This window comes from Marivibrio sp., assembly GCF_040218065.1.
Classification (GTDB): domain Bacteria; phylum Pseudomonadota; class Alphaproteobacteria; order UBA8366; family Aestuariispiraceae; genus Marivibrio.
On the sequence record NZ_JAVJQE010000004.1, the window covers coordinates 21,440 to 39,381 of the forward strand.

Below are 17,942 nucleotides of genomic sequence, written 5' to 3' on the forward strand. Positions count from 1 at the left end.
GTCCTTTAAACCCGAAGGTTGAGGCGTCCGTCGGCGGTGAATCCGCCGGTCTCGCCCACATCGTCGAAGGGATCTCGGCCGAGATCGGCCTTCGCGTCGGCGTCGCGGTCGCGCCCGCCGCCGCCGTTCTTGGCGCCGTCGCCGCCGCCCTCGGCCTGTTGGCCGCGCAGATTGAAGCTCAGGCTCTGCTGATCGGCCTTGAGACCGGCGTCGTTCAGCGTCTGCAGCAGCTGGCGGGCGTCCTGGCGCAGCATGTCGAGCGTTTCCGCCTTGTCGGCGGTGACCACGGCCGTCAGCCGGCCGTCGTGCGCCACCTCCATCTTCACCTCGACCCGGCCCAGTTCAGCCGGACGCAGCTGGACCGTAATCTTGTCGGCGCCCGCCTGGGCGGCTTTTTGGATTTGCACCGCCACCTGATCGGCGACCGGCGTCGGAGTCGGCGCGTGCCGCGCCATATGGGCGGCCTGCGGGGGCGCGCTGCGCTGGCTCACCGAATTGTTCTGGCCGGTGAGCGCCGCGCCGCCCGTGAGCGGGTCGGCCGCGACGGTCGGTTTGCCCGCGCCGGTCAGCGCGGCGACGCGGCCGCCGGCGTCCAATGCGGTCTGCAGGCCTTGCGCGCCCGGCTGCGTCGCGGATCGGCCGTTCGGAAGGGTCGCCGCCTGCGGCTGGGCGGCGCCCGCCTCCGCCTGGGGTTGGGCGCCTTGCGACTGAGCCTGCTGCGCGGCGGCCTTTGCGGCGGCCTGCGCCTTGGCGGCCTGAGCCGCCGGATTAGCGGCGCTGGGTTTGTTGGCCGCCTGGGCGGCGTCGGCGTCGGCGGCGCCCGGTTGGCCGCTGCGCAACGTTTGCAGCATCTCTTCCGGCGTGGCCGGACCGTCGGCCTTCGCCTGCGCGCCGCGGGCCGTTTCGGCCGCCACGGCCGAGGCGGCGCCGAGCGTCGACTGCGGCTGCGAGGAGAGTTGCGCCGGTTGCTGAGTCACCTGCACCTTGGCCGGCAGGTCCCCGGCGGCGCGGGTTTGCGCGGTTTGCTGTTTTCCATCCGCCGCGGGGGATTGGCGCTCGGCGGCGGCGACCTTGGCGGCGGCGTCGGGGACCGGCGCGCGGGCGGCGACCTTGTCGGCGGGGGCCTCGCCGGTGCGGGCGGCGGCGTCGCGCGCGGCGTTGGCCGCGGTTTCCTTCGCGGGCGCCTCAGGCGCGTCGGCGGCGCGCTCCGCGCTTTCGGCGCGCGGACGCGGGGCGGCGCTCTCGCCGTCGCGGGACGGGCGGGCGGTCTCGCGGGGCGGCTCGTTCCGCGCGGCGGGGGTCGGTTCGTCGCGCTTGGTTCCGTCGAAGCCCGGATCGCGGGCGCGGCCGTCGCGCATTGCGGCGGCCTGGTCGTTCGTGGCTGCGCGCTCCGGCACGGTCAACTGCGCGTCGGCGCGGGTCAGCGCCATATTGCGGCCCAGGCGGCCCTGCAGGAGCGCGGCGAAGTCGGGCGCGGCGGAGCCGGCCGCGGCGCTGGCGTCCTCGCCCGCGTCGGTCTTGCCGTCGGCCTTCGAGGCCTTGGCCGCCGCGGTGGCCGCGGTCTGCATCTCCTGCCGATTGTCTAGTCCGGTGACGGACATGGCCTGGGTCTCCCACGAGTGGTCTCGGCGAGAGCGGAGCAAATGCCGGGCCAAACGGGTAGCGGCTTGAAAAAACTGGATTTATCGGGCGCGCCGGGGTGGGTGCGGCGTCCGCGTCACGGGCGCTTGGGCGGCGCCCGGACTCTTTTACCCCGCCCTATGCAGTTTTTTCCCGAGGGGGCGGGAACCGGCGCCGGCGCTGCGGCGTGCGGAGCGGGGCGCGCGAGCAGGGCGGGGCGCGCGAACGCGGGGGGCGCAGCCAAGGTTGGCAGATCAGCGGCGAGCGTGCGTGAGCAAGGCTCCGCTGACTGAGGGTCGGTCGGATCGAGAAGAAGCGTCGTGCGATGACGCGTAGTGCGTGGACGCGTAGTGCATGGCGCAGGGGCGCTCTGCGCGGCGGCGTCGGCGCGCGGTCGCCTAGATCGAGCGGTCGCCTAGATCGAGCGGTCGAAGGGCTGGGCCGCCGCGCGATTCTGCGCGGAGATCTGCTCGAACTGCTCCGATAGGAACTCGACCAGGCTCTCGGACGGGATGCGCTGGATCACGTCCTCGGTCCGGGGGGTCAGGATCTCGAGATAGACGAGATCGTTGTCCGTATCGAAGCCGACCCGCGTCTTCAGACCTTGGATCTGCAGATCGTCGAGCGAGGCGACGCCGGTCTCCCGGGCCCCGCGCTCCTGGCGGCGCAGCGCGTCGTCGTCCCGGACGTTGGCGTCTTCCGCGTTGGTGGCGGCGGTGACGACCTGATCCGGCACGTTCTGCACGGTCTGGGTGGCGCCGGACGCGTTGGTCGCGTTCGGCCCTTGGTTGTTCTGCTGGCTCTGCGGCAGCGGAACCTGGGTGGTGAGATTGACTTCCATTTATCCTCTCCGGTCTGAGCTTCTGCCTAACCGTTAGAGCAGGGCGGGGCGCGGGCTCAGTCACCGAACCGCCGCCGCGACGCCCTTCTTTCCAAGGGCGATGCCGGCCTGCTCACAGACCGCCACAGGATGAATATGCCCTGCGAACGGGAAAAATTCAAGCGACATCGCGTTACGGCGCCGTTTGCCCGAGGGGACGGCGATGCGCTATAGCGGGAAGGACGGGTGCGGGCGCATCGACGCGCCGACGCTGTGCGCCCGAACAGGAGAGCCGCCATGCCGCTTCGGATCAAGTTGCCCGCCAATGAGCGCATCATCGTAAACGGGGCGGTGATCGAGAACGCCGGCGACGCCACCACCATCGTGCTGCACAACCGCGCGGACGTGCTGCGCCGCAAGGAGGTGATGAGCGAGGCGGACGCCAGCACCCCGGCGCGCCGCGTCTATTACGCGCTGCAATGCGCCTACATGTTCGACGACGAGCGCCCGCGCTACGCCGAGCACGCCCGGCAGTTCTTGCATCAATACCGCGACGCGGCGCCGAGCGCGGCGGAGATCGCCGGGAAGATCGAGGCGATGATCGATCAGGACAAACTCTACAATGCGCTGCGCGCGACGCAGGAGCTGATTGATCACGAGGCCGAGCGGTTGGGATCCATCGGGGCCGCCCCCGCTTCATCCGCCGCCGCGCCGGAGGGAAGCGGACAATAAATTCCGTCGCAGGCGGCGAAGCGTCGCGCCACCTCCGACTGCGACAGGCCCGGGGTGATCACCCGAAGCGCCTCGTAATCCGCCATCCGACGTTTGACGCCGCGCCAAACCGAACCGTCCGGCGGCAGCGGCCGGTCCACCTGCGCCAACGCAGGCGCGGCCGTCAGCGCGAGCCTTGCCATCCGTCCGTAGGCTTCGATCGCGACGTCGCGCGCGCTGGCGGCGTCGGCGATCGGGAACCGGTCCACGGCGACGATCTCGCCGCTGTCGACCCGCGCGGCCATCCGGTGCAACGTGACGCCGAAATTGCGGGCCCCTTCGTAGATCGCGAAGGCCGAGGGCTTGCTGCCGGGGTAGTCCGGCGGCCCCGGGTGAAAGTTGTAGGCGTTGTAGGAAAGCCGTTCCAGAATCGCGCGGGGCGCTACGACCTGCGTGCTGAAGGCGATCAGGCGGGCGCGCGGACGCGAAGAGGCGGCCTTATCGGTCGCGCTCTTCGCACACGCCGTCAGACTGTCGACGTCGGGGCAGTGGCTGATCGCGAGCGTCGGGTTTGCGCGGCGCAGAAGGTCGCGGAAGAAATCCGCCTCCGGCCCCTTCATCAGAAGCAGGACGCGGCCGCTCACGCTTCCGTATCGGTGGTCGCGTCGCCCGGCGTTGTCGGCGCGCTCGGCGCGGGCGCGCCGGCGGCTTCGGCCTCGTCTGGGACGGCCTTCTGACGCTCCGCCGCCTCCGCCTTCAGGCGCGCGGCTTCCGCGGGGTCGTCTGACGGATTGCCCATCAGGCCGGCGCCGATCTGACGGTTGATGTTCACCAGGACGTCGAGCTTGGCCGCGTCCATCTCCGCGAGCAGATCGACCGAGCGCTTGTCGATGAAGTTCGACAAATTGAGTAAATTCTGCCGGATCTCAAGCGGAACGGTGCACTCGGGATCGACCAGCGCGGCCTGCAGCAACGTCCACATCCGCCAGTTCCGGCGCACAAGGTCCGTCAGCTGGGCGTCGCGCTCCGAGCCGGGCTCGGCGCGCTTGGCCTCGTCGATGCGACGCGCCATTTCGATCAGCGCCCAGCCTTCCGCCGCTTGGGGCGGGGCGTTGTTCAACGCCTGTCGTTGCTGGCTGGCGTAGGGTGTATTCACGTTGCGATCCCGTATCCACTCGGGGCCGGCGCTTTGGGCGGCGGCCGATTTCGTCTTCGCCTGCGCCCGCGGCCTCTTCCGCGGGATACTGGCAGCGTATACGTCCTTCGTAAAGCGCGGGTTAACGCCGGGCGCCGGCCCGCTGGGCGCGCTCCCGACGCGGGCTCACGAAGCGTTCCGGCGCACCATGAAGGGACTGTTGTCGATCGCGTGGAGGCTGAAGCCCAAGCGCAGCAAATGGGCCGGCAGCCGTCTGTTCTTGACCGTGGGGCCGGTTTTGTTCGGCTGCGTGTTGAGCAACAGAGCCAAGCGGCCCGCGGGCGTCAACCGACGTACGGCGGTTTCGACGAAATGCGTCCAAGCCTCTTCCTCCCAAACCGACTCGCCGACGATGTTGAAATTCACCCGCAAGCCGAGGATCAAATCGTAACGCTCCGGCTTCTCGTCGAAATAGGTCGGCGTCACCGTTGCGATCCTGCGCCGCACGCCGAGCGCCTCGCAGATCGTATCGAAGGTCTCGTTCCTGAGGTCGACGCCCAAGACGTCATGGCCCAAGACCTCGCACAGAAGCGAGAAATGGCCGCCCCCGCTGCCCAGATCAAGAATGCGCAGCCCCTCGCTCTTGTGAAGGTTCAACAGGCGCACCGGATAGAGCATCTGGACGACCCAGGGCTCGATGAAGACGAACTTCTCCTCCCCGACGGAATTGGCGAGCGTCGCGCGAGCGGTCTGGTTCGATTCGAGATCCTGCGGCCCGAAGGCGGAGCGGGTCAGACCGTTCTTCGCCAGCCATCGGCCGTAGAGCGGATCGACCGCCGAACGGTAGCGCGCCCAATCGCGCGACGCCTGCAGCGCCGGAAACGCGCGCTCGGCGATCGGCGTCAATTCCGCGCCGGCGACGGCCCGCCAGACGGGCTTGTGCAGACTTTCGCCGAACACCGAACTCCCTTTCGCCTAAACCCGTCCTCGCCGCGCCGCAGTCCCGTCAGTTCAGGAACGACACCAGGCTCAGCTGCGCCCGCCGGGCGATGGTGGTGAAGGACGCCTGGATCTGGGTCTGCAGCGCGCTGATCTCCACCGCCGCTTGGGCGGTGTCGGCCCCCTCGATCTCGTCGAGCGCGGATTGGCTGATGCTGATGAAATTCTCGTGCTGGGTCACCATCCGATCGAACTGGTTGATCACAGCGCCGTTGGTGCTCTGAAGCTGGCGCAGTTCGACACGCGCCTGTTCGGCGGCCGAGCGCGCGTTGCCGAGCAACGTCTCGCGCTGATCGACGGTCAGATTGGCGTTTCGGTCGGTCGCCGACTTCAGGCGCATGGCCGCTTCGACCAGATTCTGAAACGCGGAATCAGTGGCCGTGATGCCGTATTCCAGCCGCTGTTGATCGCTGATCGTGAGCGTCGTCTTGCGCCAGGCCTCGGCGTCTATCGTGTCGGCGCCGGCGAAGCTCGTGTGGTAGCTCTGCGTGATCGGCCCGTTGGTCCGCTGAACCGTGAACTCCGGTATTTCGTTCGCCGTTTCGATCGTGTTGGCCACGATCGGGAAATCGTCCTCGTTATAGAGGGCGAGATCGCGGATGTCTTGCACCGGCGCGGTGTCGAAGCGCGTGCCGGCGAAAATGAACCGGTCGCCGATGCGAACGTTCAGGTTCGCCTCGATCTCCAGCATCAGATTGTTGGCGACCACGGTCGTGTCGGTCAGGAAGCTGGGGTCGTCAGGGGAGATCGGCTCCGAGGCGTCGATGATCTCGCCCGCGACGTCCGCCAATCGGTCGAGCACTGCGTCGTACGAGCGCGTGATGCCCTCCGCCAACGTGATCGAGCGGATGTAGGCTTGGCGCGACGAGATCTCGGCCTTCAGATCGACAATCCGCGGGGCGTCGTTGCCGTAGAGCTTGAGCTCGGCGAATTTTCGGCCGGTCGCGACCCGGAACTGCAGTTGATCGAGATTGACGGTGTTCCGCTGCAACAACGTCAAACTGTTGAGCAGCGCGCCGGAGGTGCTGATGCGGTCAACCATTCTGGTCTCTCCTGATGCCGCCCGCCTTCGCGGGCCCGTACCGGATAAGCAAAGCATGTGCCACTGCGGAGCGCGGGGGCGATCGGTCGCGCCTTGAAAAAAACCGCTTGACTTCGGACGCGCTTTCAGGACTTCTTGGCGGTGCTCGAATGTCAGATGTGCAGAAGGCGCATCGTTCGAGCGGACATAAACGACGACGCAATCCAGAAAGGATTTGACCCATGTCGAACGATATCGCTCTGACTTCCGCCCAGCGGCAGTCCCTGCTCTCCCTGCAGCGCACCCAGTCGCTTTCCGAGCGCACCCAGACCCGTCTGTCGACCGGTAAAGAGGTCAACAGCGTGGTCGACGACGCCGTTAACTTCTTCCGCGCCAAGGCGCTGACGGACCGCGCGGCGGACTTCAACCTGCGCAAAGACGGCATCGACCAGGGCATCAGCTCGCTGAACTCCGCCCTGAACGCGGCCGAGTCCATCGACTCGCTGCTCAAGCAGCTCAAAGGTGTGGTCGAGGCCTCGAAGTCGCAGTCGACCGAAGAGCGGCAGGCCGCCAACCGCCAGTTCGAAGAGATCTCGCTGCAGATCTACCAGCTGGTGGAAGACGCGTCCTATCAGGGCTTGAACCTGCTCAACAACACGAACTCGAAGCTGGAGATCTCCTTCGGCGTCCGCACGGCGTCCGAGATCGAGGTTTCGGGTAAGAACCTGATCGCCACCGCGGCCAGCCAGGGGCTTTCGCTCGGCGCGCTGTTCACCGTCGCCTTCTTCTCGGCGAGCGGCACGGCCGTCCAGGCGTCCGCGCTCGGCCTCTCGGGCGGTCTGTTCACCACCATGGGCGAGAACAACTCGGCCGTGTCCTTCGCGTCGACCATGATCAACCGGATCGACACGGCGATTAGCCGGCTTCGCGCGACGACCGCCGAGCTCGGCTCCAACGTCGCCATCCTGCAGACCCGCCTCGACTTCACGGAGAACTACGTGAACGAGCTCGAGATCGGCTCGGACAAGCTGACGCTCGCGGATCTGAACGAGGAAGGCGCCAACCTGGTGGCCCTGCAGACCCGTCAGCAGCTCGGCATTCAGTCGCTGGCGATTTCCGGTCAGCAGCAGCAGGCCATTCTGGCGCTTCTGCAGTAATCGACCGATCGGTCGTAACCTTTGGGTTGGGACGGGGCTCCGGCGTCATGCGCCGGGGCCCCTTTCCGTTTCGGAGGCGAGCGCGCCCGGCTGGCGGACGGCGACGAATCCGGCTAGGGCTCGGAAGCGAAAGTCGAAACGGCGCGGGACGGCGTTGTCAAAAGGCGGGACCATAAGGCGGGGCGGCGCAAGATGACGGATGCGACAGCCTATAAGGCGTTGGTGGAAGAGGCGCTGGCCGCGATCGGCGAGGGGGCGACGGATCGCGGGATCGCGCTCGCCGAAGAGATCCTGTCGCGCTACGGCAACGCCCCGGAGGCGGTCTATCTGCTGGGGCTGATCGCGGCGCGCATGGACGAGCCCTCGCGCACCCTGGAACTGCTGAAACTGGCCCATGAGCTCGGCCCGAACGTGCGGGAGTTCGCCGACGCGTTGGCTGTGGCCTACGCCAAGCTTGGTCGACTGGGCGACAGTCTTTTCTACGGCAAGCTCGCCGCCTCCATTCCTCCGCATCCGGTGATCGAGGGGTTGATTCCGGCTTGGTTCGGCGGCTTCGAACAGGCCTTTCTGAATATTTCCGAGCCCAATTACGACGCCCGCGGCGCCGAATTGTTGGGGCTTGGCGCGGTGGACGAGGGGGTGGAGATGTATCGCCGCCAGGCCGAAGCGCGCGAGACCGCGCCCGAGGCCTGGCGCGACTACGCCGAACGGTTGATGGAGATCGGACGCGCCGGTCCGGCGCTGATCGCATTGCGCCGTATCAACGAGTTGGGCGCGGCGAGCCCGCGCGACGAGGCGCTGACCGCCGGCTGCCTGTGCGCGCTGGGCCGGTTCGAGGCGGCGCGCGCCATCCACGACGCGATGTTGGCCGAAGGGCGCATAGATCCGACCGCGTTGGCGTTGATGGTCGGCGACATGGCCCGCGATCCTGATACGCCGCGCGCCTTCGTGGCGCAGGCGCAACGAACGCTGGGCGATACGTTCCCGCCGCGCGCCGATTCGCAGCTGCCCTCGCGGGCGGTCGAGCGCGGGACGCTGAAGATCGGGCTCGTGACCTCGCGGTTCAGCTTGCGCGGCGGTCTGGACTTCTTTTGGCCCGTTCTGAACGCCGCACGCATCGCGAATGCGGCTGTCTATGTCTACGCCAACGATCTGGTGGAGGATTCGGTCGCCCGCCGACTGCAAGGGGCGGTCGCTTCCTGGGTCGACGCGCGGGAGATCGACGATCTGACGTTGGACGCCATCATCCGCAACGACGGCGTTCATATCCTCGTCGATCTTGACGCGACGGGGGCTGGGGCGCGGCCCTCGCTGTTCATGCGCCGTCCTGCGCCCTGCGCCTTGCAGTTGGCCGGTCTGCCGGAATCGGCCGATGCGTTGGGCTTCGACGCGGTGTTGGGGGACGCGGTCCTGCACCCGGCCGACGAAGACCCGCCGGAGGGCGGGGCGGACGTGCTGCGCGTCGAGGGCGGGTTGTTCCGGCTTCCGCTGGTCGCCGCTCCGGAGGGGCCGGACGCCCCGGCGCCCACGCTGGCGGTCTGCGCGACGCCCGCCGACCTGACGGAGCCGGTGATCGAGGCCTTGACGGCCGCCGCGAAGGCGTCGCCGGATCTGAGACTGCTGTTCAGCGCCGACCGGCTGGGCGGCGCCGAAGCGGCCGCGGACGTCGAGGCGGCCTTGTCGGAAGGGCCGCTGAAAGGGCGGGTCGAGATCGCCCCTCTCGGTTTCCGGCGCGGGGCCGAACGATTGGCCGCGGCCGGCGCTTTGGTGCATGCGGGACCGCCCTGGCCGCAGGCGCTCGCCGAGGCGTTCGAGGCGGGGACGCCGATTTTCGCCGCCCGCGGCCGTCTTCCGGGCGATCGGATGGTCGAAAGCTTCCTGCACGCGATGGGATTGGCGGACGTCGTTTTTCCGGACGCCGCCGCAACGATTGCCGCGGCGGCCGAGGCCCTTCGCGATCCGGCGCGGTGGGAGAGGGCGCGCGAGCGGGCGGACGCCGCGCGCGAGGCCGCCCTCGGGCATGAGTTCCTGAATGGCTGGGGCGAGGCGCTGGGCGCAGTCTTCGCGGACGCCTACCGCCGCTACGTGGCGCGAGGAGAGGCGGCATGAGCAGCGATTTCCCCTTGGATTTGGGCGAGGCGGGGACCGGCGGCCTAGACGATCGGCCGAGCGCCCGCTTCGCCGCCAATCTGGCGGTGCTCGAGGAGACCGCGCCCGCGATCGCCGAGCAGATCGCGGCCATGAAGAGTCCGATCAGCCGGATTGTCGGCTCGGTCGAGGAAGGCGACCTGAACATCGATCTCGGCCACGCCGCCTTCTACGACGAAGACGCCGAGAGCTATAGCGCAAAGCAGGTGGAGAGCTTCCTGGAGAAGCCGCGGCGCATCGAGATGCCAGGTTACAAGACCCAGCTCGATACGATCCTGTGCAACCAGGAAGTCGTTAACGACATGCTGGTCTGGATGGACGAGCGCGACCTCAAGCCGGCGGTCAAGCCTGACCGCGACGGCGGTTATCTGATCATGCTCGGGCTCGGACTCGGGCTCGGCGTGGAGCGGCTGCTGGAAGAATTGCCGGTCCGCAATCTCGTGATCGTCGAGCGGTATCCGGAGTTTTTGCGCCATTCGCTGGAGACCGCGGATTGGGCGGCTTGGCGCGATCTGCTGGAGAGCCGCGGCGGATCCATGAAGGTTATCCTCGCGCGCGATCAGTACATGGCGGCCAACGAGCTGTACATCCACGTGCGCAATCATCATTTCGGACTGATCGACGGCAGCTACATGCTGCTGCATTACCAGTCGAGCTTCACGCGCGGCGTGCTGGACGAGCTGGTTCAGCGGTTGCCGGTGATCGCGGCGAATCCGGGGTTCTTCGAGGACGAGCTCATCATGCTGCGCAATTGCTTCCGCAATTTGCGCCGACACGAGCACAAACTGCTGCAGGACAGGCGGCGGTTGATGGTGAAGACCCCTGTGATCGTCGTCGCCTCCGGGCCGTCGGTCGACACCGCGATCGATTTTGTGCGCGCCAACCGGGAGCGGGCCGTGATCATCAGTTGCGGGACCGGGCTCGGCGCGCTGCTGGGCTACGGCATCAAACCGGACTTCCACGTCGACACGGAGAACACCCCGGGACCCTTGGAAATCCTGAGCGGACTTGCCGAGACCCACGACCTGAGCGGCGTCACCTTGATCGCCTGCAATACGGTCGATCCCGGCGTGCCGGCCCTGTTCGACGAACGCTACCTGTATTTCCGGGATTCGGTCACCGCGACGCATTATTTCGGGCGCGATCAGCGTCCGTTGCTGCTGGCCGCGCCGACAGTCTCGAACGCGGCCGTGCGCTCGGCCCTCACGCTCGGCTTCCGCGAGATCTATCTGGTCGGCGTCGATCTCGGGAGCCGCGACCCGAAGCGTCACCATTCCAAGAAATCGATCTACATGGCGGACGAAACCTTTCTGGAAACTCACCCCGACCATCGCGAGGCCAGTAAGTATCCGATCCGCCGCCCGGGCAGTCTGGGCGGCACCGTCTTCGCGAACGCCAGCTTTCTCTATGCGTCGATGTACATGGCGAACTTGATGCGCGTGTTCGCCGGGACGCGCGTCGTCAATCTCAGCGACGGGGCGCGAATCGACGGCACGATCCCGAAGCTGCCGCACGTCGCCCGCATCGAAAACGAGCCCGCCCAGAAAACCCGCGACCTCCAGATCGTCGCCAACACGCTGGAGGCGGGCGGCGGTTACAAGGGCTTCGACGCGGAGGAGTTGCGTCGTCTGCAACGCCGCATGGCGCTGTTCATCGATGATCTGGTCGCCCTGTTCCGCGAGGTCCGCGATCCAGTCGCCCTGTTCGATGCGATCAAGGACATGTTCAAGGCGCTGGGCGACGGGCCGATCGACGAGACGATATACGCCTATCTTTGGGGCACGAGCCTGATGTTCTATCAGTTCATCTATGTGGTCGTGCGCCGGTTGCCGGAGGAGGCGCGCGAGGCCTTCCTGGACGAAGTGAGCGCGCGCAGCGCTGACCGCATCGCCCAATTGAAGGGCGACTTCGACGCGCTGATCGACGAACTGGTCGCCGAACTCTAGGAAAGGCGGAGGCGCCCATGCATCTGTTCGGCAAAGATCTGAGCCGCGAGACCGCGCTCATCGCCGAGATCGGGGTCAATCATGAGGGCGACCCCGACAAGGCGGCGGAGTTGCTCCGTCTCGCCGCCGCAGCGGGGGCGGACGCGGTCAAGTTCCAGAGCTACACGGCGGAGCGCTTCGTCTCCACGGACGACCCGGACCGTCTCGCGCGGGTCATGCGCTTCGCGCTCGACGAGGCGGCGCATCGCCGCCTGGCGGCGGAGGCGAAGGCGGCCGGCGTCGCCTTCCTGTCCACCCCCGTCACCGAGGATTGGGTGCCGCTGTTGGCCGAGTTGGGGGCCGCGATCAAGATCATGTCCGGCGATCTGACCTTCCCGGAGACGATCAAGGCGGCGGCGTCGACGGGCAAGCCGGTGCTGCTGTCGACCGGCGGCGGGACGCTGGCCGAGGTCGAGCGCGCCGTCGGCTGGGTCCGCGAGGTCGCGGGCGAGGCGGCGCTGGCCGAGCGTCTGGCGATCCTGCATTGCGTGAGCGCCTATCCGACGCCGATGTCGGAGGCGAACCTGACGGCGATCCCGACCCTGGCGGCGCATTTCGCGCCGGTCGCCGTCGGCTATTCCAACCATGTGATCGGGCCCGAAGCGGTTATCGCGGCCGTCGCGCTGGGCGCGCAGGTGGTCGAGGTGCATTTCACCGACCGCAAGGAGGGGCGGGAGTTCCGCGATCACAGCCTGTCCGCCGATCCGGCGGATATGGCGTATCTGGCGCGCGCCATCCCTGAGGCGCGCGCCGCGCGCGGGACGGGCGAGAAGATCCCCCAGGCGAGCGAAATCCCCGCGATCGCGGCGATCCGCAAGGGCGTGATCGCGGCGCGGGACCTCGCGGCCGGCCGGCGCTTGACGCGGGACGATCTGATGTTCGCCCGCCCGGCGAGCGAAGTGCCCGCCTTGGACGTCGAAACCGTCGTCGGTCGCACGCTCACGGCGCCGCTTGCAAAGGGCGGCGTCCTGAAGCGAAGCATGCTGGATGGCTGAGCGTCGCTCGGCCGCATCGAGGAGCCTTTCGTCATGTGCGGCATAGCCGGCCGCTTCGCCGCTGAGCCGTTGACGCCGGACCGTGAGCGCCGCGCGCTGGCGCTGATGGCCAATCGCGGGCCGGACGGATCGGGCGTTTATCGGGCCGACGCGGCGGCCGGGCGGCTGACGCTGCTGCACACGCGGCTTTCCATCGTCGACCTCGCCGCGCGCTCGGGCCAGCCGTTCGTGAAGGACGGGTTGGCGCTCGTCTTCAACGGCGAAATCTACAATTTCCCGGAGCTGCGCGCGACGCTGCAGGCCGACGGCGCCGCCTTCCGCACCGGCGGCGACACGGAAGTGGTGCTGGAGGCTTGGCGGCGTTGGGGGGAGGGGGCGCTGGAGCGCTTTGAAGGAATGTTCGCCTTCGCGCTTTGGGACGAGGCGGCCGAGACCCTGGTCCTCGCCCGCGACCGCTTTGGCGAAAAGCCCCTCTACTGGATGCGCGGCGCCGACGGCGCGCTGGTCTTCGCCTCTGAGATCAAGGTGCTGGCCGCGCTGACCGGCGAACGCCCGCGGATCGACGAGGATCAGCTGCGCCGGTATCTGGTCAACGGCTACAAGGGGCTGTTGACGGTGCGGCGCACCTTCTACGCCGACGTGCGCGATTTCCCTCCGGCCTCGCTCGCCCGGATCGACCGGCCGCACGCCCCGGAGCCGAAGACCTACTGGACCCTCTCCTACAGGCCCGACCAATTGATGACGGCGGAGCAGGCGATCGAAGGCGCTCGCGAGGCGGTGCATCGCGCGATCCGCATGCGCCTGCGCGCCGACGTGCCGGCCGCGATCCGGTTGTCCGGCGGGATCGACAGCAACGTCATCGCCGGCGTCGCGGCCGGCGTCCACCAGCATCCGGTCACCTGCTTTTCGATCGTCGAGGACGATCCGCGCTACGACGAGACGGCGGCGATCAACGCGACCCTCCGGCGCCTGCAGCTGCCGAGCGTGCAGATCCCGATCCCGCGCGAGAACTTCCTCGATCGGCTGGACGATATGATCGCCTATTTCGACGGGCCGCCGCTGACGATCTCCTATTACTTGCATTGGCTGGTGAGCGAGGCGATTCACGACGCCGGCTTCAAGATGGCGTTGGGGGGCACGGGCGCCGACGAACTCTTCACCGGCTATTACGACCATTACCTGTTCTGGCTGGCGGCGATGCGGGACGCGCCGGATTTCGAGCGGCTGGTCGAAGGCTGGCGCGCCACCTACGGTCGCTTCGTACGCAATCCGGAACTGCAGGACCCCTGCGCCTTCATCCGCGAGCCGGACCGACGCGCGCACATATTTCTCGGCAGGGAGCGGTTTTCCGGCTATCTGCGCGCGCCCTTCGACGAGCCGCACGCCGAGACGCGCTATGCCGACAGCCCGATCCGCAATCGGCTCCTCAACGAACTGTTCCACGAGACCGTGCCGGTCATGCTGCATGACGACGATCTGGCCGCCATGCGCTGGTCGGTGGAGAACCGCGCCGCCTATCTGGATCGCGATCTGGCGGAGTTCCTGTTCACCGTGCCCGACCGCCATCTCGTGCAGAAGGGCCTGCCGAAATATCTGCTGCGCGAAGCCGGGCGCGGGCTGGTCGACGACGCGATTCTGGACAATCCGCGCAAGCAGGGCATCAACGCGCCGGTCACAAGCTTCGTCGACTTCAGGGACCCTGCCGTGCGCGCGCGGCTGCTGGACGGCGGACCGTTGTTCGACATCGTCGACAAGGCGGCGTTCGAAGGGCTGCTCGATCACGATGTCGCGCTCAACAGCGAGAGCAAGTTTCTTTTCTCGCTGACCGCGGCGAAACTCTTCCTCGATCAATGGGCCGCCTGGCGGCCGTAAGGACTTGAGGGGCGATGAAATACTGTCAGCGCTGCATACTGCCCGACACGCGCCCCGGCGTCGAAATCGACGCTGACGGCGTTTGCACCGGCTGCCGCGGGCATGAGGAGAAGGAGGGGAAGATCGACTGGGCGGCGCGGGAAAGGGCGTTCCGCACCTTGGTCGCGGACGCCAAGGCGCGCAGCGGCGGCTATGACTGCATCGTGCCCGTCTCCGGCGGCAAGGACAGCTGGTATCAGATCATCAAGGCGAAGGAATACGGGCTGAAGCCGCTGGGCGTCACCTGGCGCACGCCCGCGCGCACCGAGATCGGCCAGCGCAACCTGGACCGCATGATCCAGAAGCTAGGGGTCGATCACATCGACTACACGATCGATCCGGAGGTCGAGCGCAAGTTCATGATCGCCGCCTATGAGGAGAAGGGCGCGACCGGCCTGCCGATGCATATGGCGTTGTTCGCGATCCCGATCTCGCTGGCGGTGCGCTTGCGCATCCCCATGATCGTCTGGGGCGAGAACCCGCAGTTGGAATATGGCGGAAACGAATTGGAGCGTCTGGCCGACACGCTCGACGCCGCCTGGCTCGCCAAGCACGGCTGCCTGCAATCGACCGATGCGGATTTTTGGATCGGCAAGCAAGGGCTGACGCCGGCGGATCTGGTTCCTTATCGTTTTCCCAGCGACCCGGATTACGACGTGCGCTCCATCTTCCTCGGCGCTTTCTTCAAGTGGGACAGCTTCGAGAACACGCGCATCGCCGCCGCCCACGGCTTCGCCCACGACGAAAGCGACCTGAAGACGGGATCCTGGGCGTTCGCGGACATCGACTGCCATTTCATCTCGCTGCACCACTTTCTGAAGTGGTACAAGTTCGGGATAACGCGGGCGTTCGACAATCTGTCGGTCCAGATCCGACGCGGCGACATGACCCGCGATGAAGCGATCGCGACTGTGCGTGCGATGGGGGTGCAGGCGCCGGAGGAGGACGTCCGACGCTTCTGCGCCTTCGCCGGCCGGCCCGAGAGTTGGTTCTGGGACACGGCCGAGCGCTTCCGCAATCGCGATATATGGGTCCAGAAAGACGGGGTTTGGAAGATCCCCGGCTTCCTGATCGAGGGGTGGGAATGGTGAGCGAAGAAAGCGAGGAGCGCGGCCGGCCGCGCATCGCGATCCTGACGACCGAGACGCCGCATCACGCGCGCTTCGTTCAGCAATTGGCCGGGCGCTTCGACGTCGCCAGAGTGTACGAGGAGCGGCGCCCGATTTCAGCCGACTTCGAGACGCATCATCCGTTCGAGGATGAGCGCGACGCCTATGAATGCGCCGAGTGGTTCGACGGGCGGACGCCGGCGCTGGGCGATTTCGCGGAGGTTGAGACCTATCGCGATCTGAACGACCCGGACGCTGTGGCGAGCATGCGGCGAGCGGACGTCGACGCCTTGGTCGTCTTTGGCACCGGCAAGCTGCGCCAAGAGGTGATCGACGTCGCGCCGGAACGCATCGTCAACCTGCACGGCGCCGATCCGGAGAAGTACCGCGGCCTGGACACCCATCTGTGGGCCGTCTATCACGCCGACTTCCGCGGTCTGGTGACGACCCTGCATCGCGTGCGCCCGGAACTGGATCGCGGCGGCGTGGTCATGAAGATGCCGATCGCCATTACCCGCGGCATGGAGCTCTACCAGCTGCGCAAGGCCAACACCGACGTCTGCGTCGAGATCACCGGTCAGGCGCTTGAGATGCTGCGCGACTACGGGCAGTTCATCAGCCAGCCGCAACTCTATATCGGCCGCTACTATTCCTTCATGCCGGCGGTCCTGAAGACGCGCTGCGTGCGCCAGTTTCGGGAGTTCACGGCGAGCCTTTGAGGCCGCCCGAGCGCGCCCATGACCGACGCCTACGCGCCCGCCATCCGCTGCCCCGTCACCGACGCCGCCGACTGGGAGCGTGTGGCGACCTTCGACGCGCCGCCGCCGGTGGAGACAGACTTCGGTCTCGCTCCCTATCATCGGGAGCTGTGGCGCAGCCGGTCCACCGGCCATGTGGTCAACCGCCACCAGATGGATCTGTCCGCTCTCTATCAAGGCGATTACTGGACGCGCACATACGGCGACGACGCGGCCGTGCGGCGGGTCTTCGATCGGATCATGGACCTGCCGCCGGAGCGCTCGGACAATCGCGGGCGCGTCGCCTTCGTGGACGGATTTTGTCGGGAGCGCGCCCGCTGGGCGGCGGAGGAGGAGGGCCGCTCGCTGCTGGACGTCGGCTCCGGCCTCGCGGTCTTCCCGGCCGCCATGCGCGCGGCCGGCTGGCGCGCCGCGGCCCTCGACCCCGACCCGCGCGCGGCGCGCCACGCCGAGACGGTCGCGGGCGTCGAGGGGATCGTCGCCGACTTCATGAGCGAGGATCTGTCGCAGCGCTATTCCCTCGTCGCCTTCAATAAGGTCTTGGAGCATGTGCCGGACCCGGTCGCCATGCTGGCCCGCGCGCACGCAGTGCTGGCGCCGCACGGCCTCGTCTATGTCGAGCTGCCGGACGCCGAGGGCGCGCTTGAGGACCCTGAGGGACCGGCGCGCGAGGAGTTCGCGATCGAGCATTACTGCGCCTTTTCGGCCGCCTCCTACGCCCTGCTGGCGCAACGCTCGGGCTTTAAGGTCGAGCTGCTGGAGCGTCTGGTCGAGCCCAGCGGCAAATACACCCTGCGCGGCTTCCTGAGCCGCCCTGGCGATGCGCCGCGCCCCGGGCGATGCGGCGAGGCGCACAGTTGATGGCTGGCGGCCTGCCGTCCGGCGTCGTCGATCAGCCGTTCGACGCGCAGTTTCTGAAAGGGCCCGTCTGGCGGCTGATCGACCCGCAGGCGGCGGCCGCCGCCGTGACCGCCGCCAAGGTGTTCGGGGTGCAGTTGATCGTCGCGCGCCTCGACCCCGTGCAGGATCTGTCGCCATTCGGCTTCCGGCGGGTGGAGACGCTGGTGACCTATGAAGGGGCGCTCGACCCGCAGACCGCTGAGCTTGAGGGCGTCCGACGGGGCGAGCCGTCCGACGCCGGCGCCTGCGCCGATATCGCGGTGCAGGTCTTCACGCACGATCGCTGGCACGCCGACCCGCAGATACCCAACGCCGCCGCCGACGCCTTTAAGCGCGCCTGGGTCGAAAACGACGTGCGCGGCCGCGCCGATACGGTGCTGATCGCCGAGGGCGCGGGCGGCGGGGTGGACGGCTTCGTCCTGGCGCTTGAGCGCGAGCGGACCGCGATCGTCGACCTGATCGCGGTATCGCCTCGCGCGCAGGGTCGCGGCGTCGGCCGCCGGCTGCTCCGGGCGCTGGCGGCGGAGTGCGGCCAGCGCCGCCGCTTCGGGCGCGCCGGCACGCAGGAAACCAACCTGGCCGCCGCGCGCCTATACGAAAGCGCCGGCTGGCGCGTCGCCGACCGGCAGATCGGCTGGCATTGGACGCCGGAGGGCTAGGGGGCGACGCCGGG

At 67.9% G+C, this 17,942-nt stretch carries 16 protein-coding genes; 10 read left to right on the plus strand and 6 right to left on the minus strand.

From position 1 onward, the window contains the following. Positions 1-5: 5 nt before the first annotated feature. Together RIB45_RS01555 and RIB45_RS01560 are read right to left on the minus strand one after the other, a co-directional pair. Positions 6-1,601 (minus strand): flagellar hook-length control protein FliK, encoded by a 1,596-nt coding sequence (locus RIB45_RS01555; RefSeq protein ID WP_350048055.1) that lies wholly within the window; start codon positions 1,599-1,601, stop codon positions 6-8. A 434-nt stretch (positions 1,602-2,035) separates the two neighbouring features. Continuing rightward, a complete protein-coding gene (locus tag RIB45_RS01560; RefSeq protein WP_350048057.1) occupies positions 2,036-2,461 on the minus strand; it encodes a hypothetical protein in 426 nt (141 codons plus the stop codon). Positions 2,462-2,737: 276 nt separating this feature from the next. Here RIB45_RS01560 and RIB45_RS01565 point away from each other — a divergent pair, with 276 nt between their 5' ends. Further along, positions 2,738-3,172 (plus strand): flagellar biosynthesis repressor FlbT, encoded by a 435-nt coding sequence (locus RIB45_RS01565; RefSeq protein ID WP_350048059.1) that lies wholly within the window; start codon positions 2,738-2,740, stop codon positions 3,170-3,172. On the opposite strand, the gene RIB45_RS01570 is transcribed toward RIB45_RS01565, so the two are convergent. The 4 genes from RIB45_RS01570 to RIB45_RS01585 all read right to left on the minus strand — a co-directional run bounded on the left by RIB45_RS01570 (position 3,094) and on the right by RIB45_RS01585 (position 6,327). After that, positions 3,094-3,795, minus strand: a complete 702-nt coding sequence (locus tag RIB45_RS01570; protein ID WP_350048060.1) for a formyltransferase family protein — start codon at positions 3,793-3,795, stop codon at positions 3,094-3,096. The two genes, RIB45_RS01565 and RIB45_RS01570, sit on opposite strands and share 79 nt — an antisense overlap. Then, on the minus strand, positions 3,792-4,307 hold the full coding sequence (locus tag RIB45_RS01575; protein ID WP_350048061.1) for a flagellar biosynthesis regulator FlaF: 516 nt from the start codon (positions 4,305-4,307) through the stop codon (positions 3,792-3,794). Before RIB45_RS01575 ends, RIB45_RS01570 begins: the two co-directional genes overlap by 4 nt. 165 nt (positions 4,308-4,472) lie before the next feature. Then, a complete protein-coding gene (locus RIB45_RS01580; RefSeq protein ID WP_350048063.1) occupies positions 4,473-5,246 on the minus strand; it encodes a class I SAM-dependent methyltransferase in 774 nt (257 codons plus the stop codon). A 46-nt stretch (positions 5,247-5,292) separates the two neighbouring features. Beyond that, positions 5,293-6,327, minus strand: a complete 1,035-nt coding sequence (locus tag RIB45_RS01585; RefSeq protein WP_350048065.1) for a flagellin — start codon at positions 6,325-6,327, stop codon at positions 5,293-5,295. 221 nt (positions 6,328-6,548) lie between these two features. On the opposite strand from RIB45_RS01585, the gene RIB45_RS01590 reads away from it, so the two are divergent. The 9 genes from RIB45_RS01590 (at position 6,549) to RIB45_RS01630 (ending at position 17,928) form a co-directional block, all read left to right on the plus strand. Further along, on the plus strand, positions 6,549-7,463 hold the full coding sequence (locus tag RIB45_RS01590) for a flagellin N-terminal helical domain-containing protein (protein ID WP_350048067.1): 915 nt from the start codon (positions 6,549-6,551) through the stop codon (positions 7,461-7,463). A gap of 192 nt (positions 7,464-7,655) precedes the next feature. After that, positions 7,656-9,572: an O-linked N-acetylglucosamine transferase family protein gene (locus tag RIB45_RS01595; protein WP_350048069.1), complete on the plus strand. Its 1,917-nt coding sequence runs from the start codon at positions 7,656-7,658 to the stop codon at positions 9,570-9,572. Then, a complete protein-coding gene (locus RIB45_RS01600) occupies positions 9,569-11,557 on the plus strand; it encodes a motility associated factor glycosyltransferase family protein (protein ID WP_350048071.1) in 1,989 nt (662 codons plus the stop codon). The genes RIB45_RS01595 and RIB45_RS01600 overlap by 4 nt, the downstream gene beginning before the upstream one ends. A 17-nt stretch (positions 11,558-11,574) precedes the next feature. Beyond that, positions 11,575-12,591, plus strand: coding sequence for an N-acetylneuraminate synthase family protein (locus tag RIB45_RS01605; RefSeq protein ID WP_350048073.1), 1,017 nt, complete (start codon positions 11,575-11,577; stop codon positions 12,589-12,591). Between the two features lie 33 nt (positions 12,592-12,624). Beyond that, the gene (asnB, locus tag RIB45_RS01610; RefSeq protein WP_350048075.1) at positions 12,625-14,463 is read left to right on the plus strand and encodes an asparagine synthase (glutamine-hydrolyzing); all 1,839 of its coding nucleotides are present in this window, start codon (positions 12,625-12,627) and stop codon (positions 14,461-14,463) included. Between the two features lie 14 nt (positions 14,464-14,477). Beyond that, positions 14,478-15,593, plus strand: a complete 1,116-nt coding sequence (locus RIB45_RS01615; protein WP_350048077.1) for an N-acetyl sugar amidotransferase — start codon at positions 14,478-14,480, stop codon at positions 15,591-15,593. Beyond that, positions 15,587-16,330, plus strand: coding sequence for a formyltransferase family protein (locus tag RIB45_RS01620; protein WP_350048079.1), 744 nt, complete (start codon positions 15,587-15,589; stop codon positions 16,328-16,330). The genes RIB45_RS01615 and RIB45_RS01620 overlap by 7 nt, the downstream gene beginning before the upstream one ends. Positions 16,331-16,348: 18 nt before the next feature. After that, positions 16,349-17,230 carry a class I SAM-dependent methyltransferase gene (locus RIB45_RS01625; RefSeq protein WP_350048081.1) on the plus strand — a complete coding sequence of 294 codons (882 nt, stop codon included), beginning with the start codon at positions 16,349-16,351 and terminating at the stop codon, positions 17,228-17,230. After that, positions 17,230-17,928 carry a GNAT family N-acetyltransferase gene (locus RIB45_RS01630; RefSeq protein ID WP_350048083.1) on the plus strand — a complete coding sequence of 233 codons (699 nt, stop codon included), beginning with the start codon at positions 17,230-17,232 and terminating at the stop codon, positions 17,926-17,928. Before RIB45_RS01625 ends, RIB45_RS01630 begins: the two co-directional genes overlap by 1 nt. The last annotated feature ends 14 nt before the right edge of the window (positions 17,929-17,942 follow it).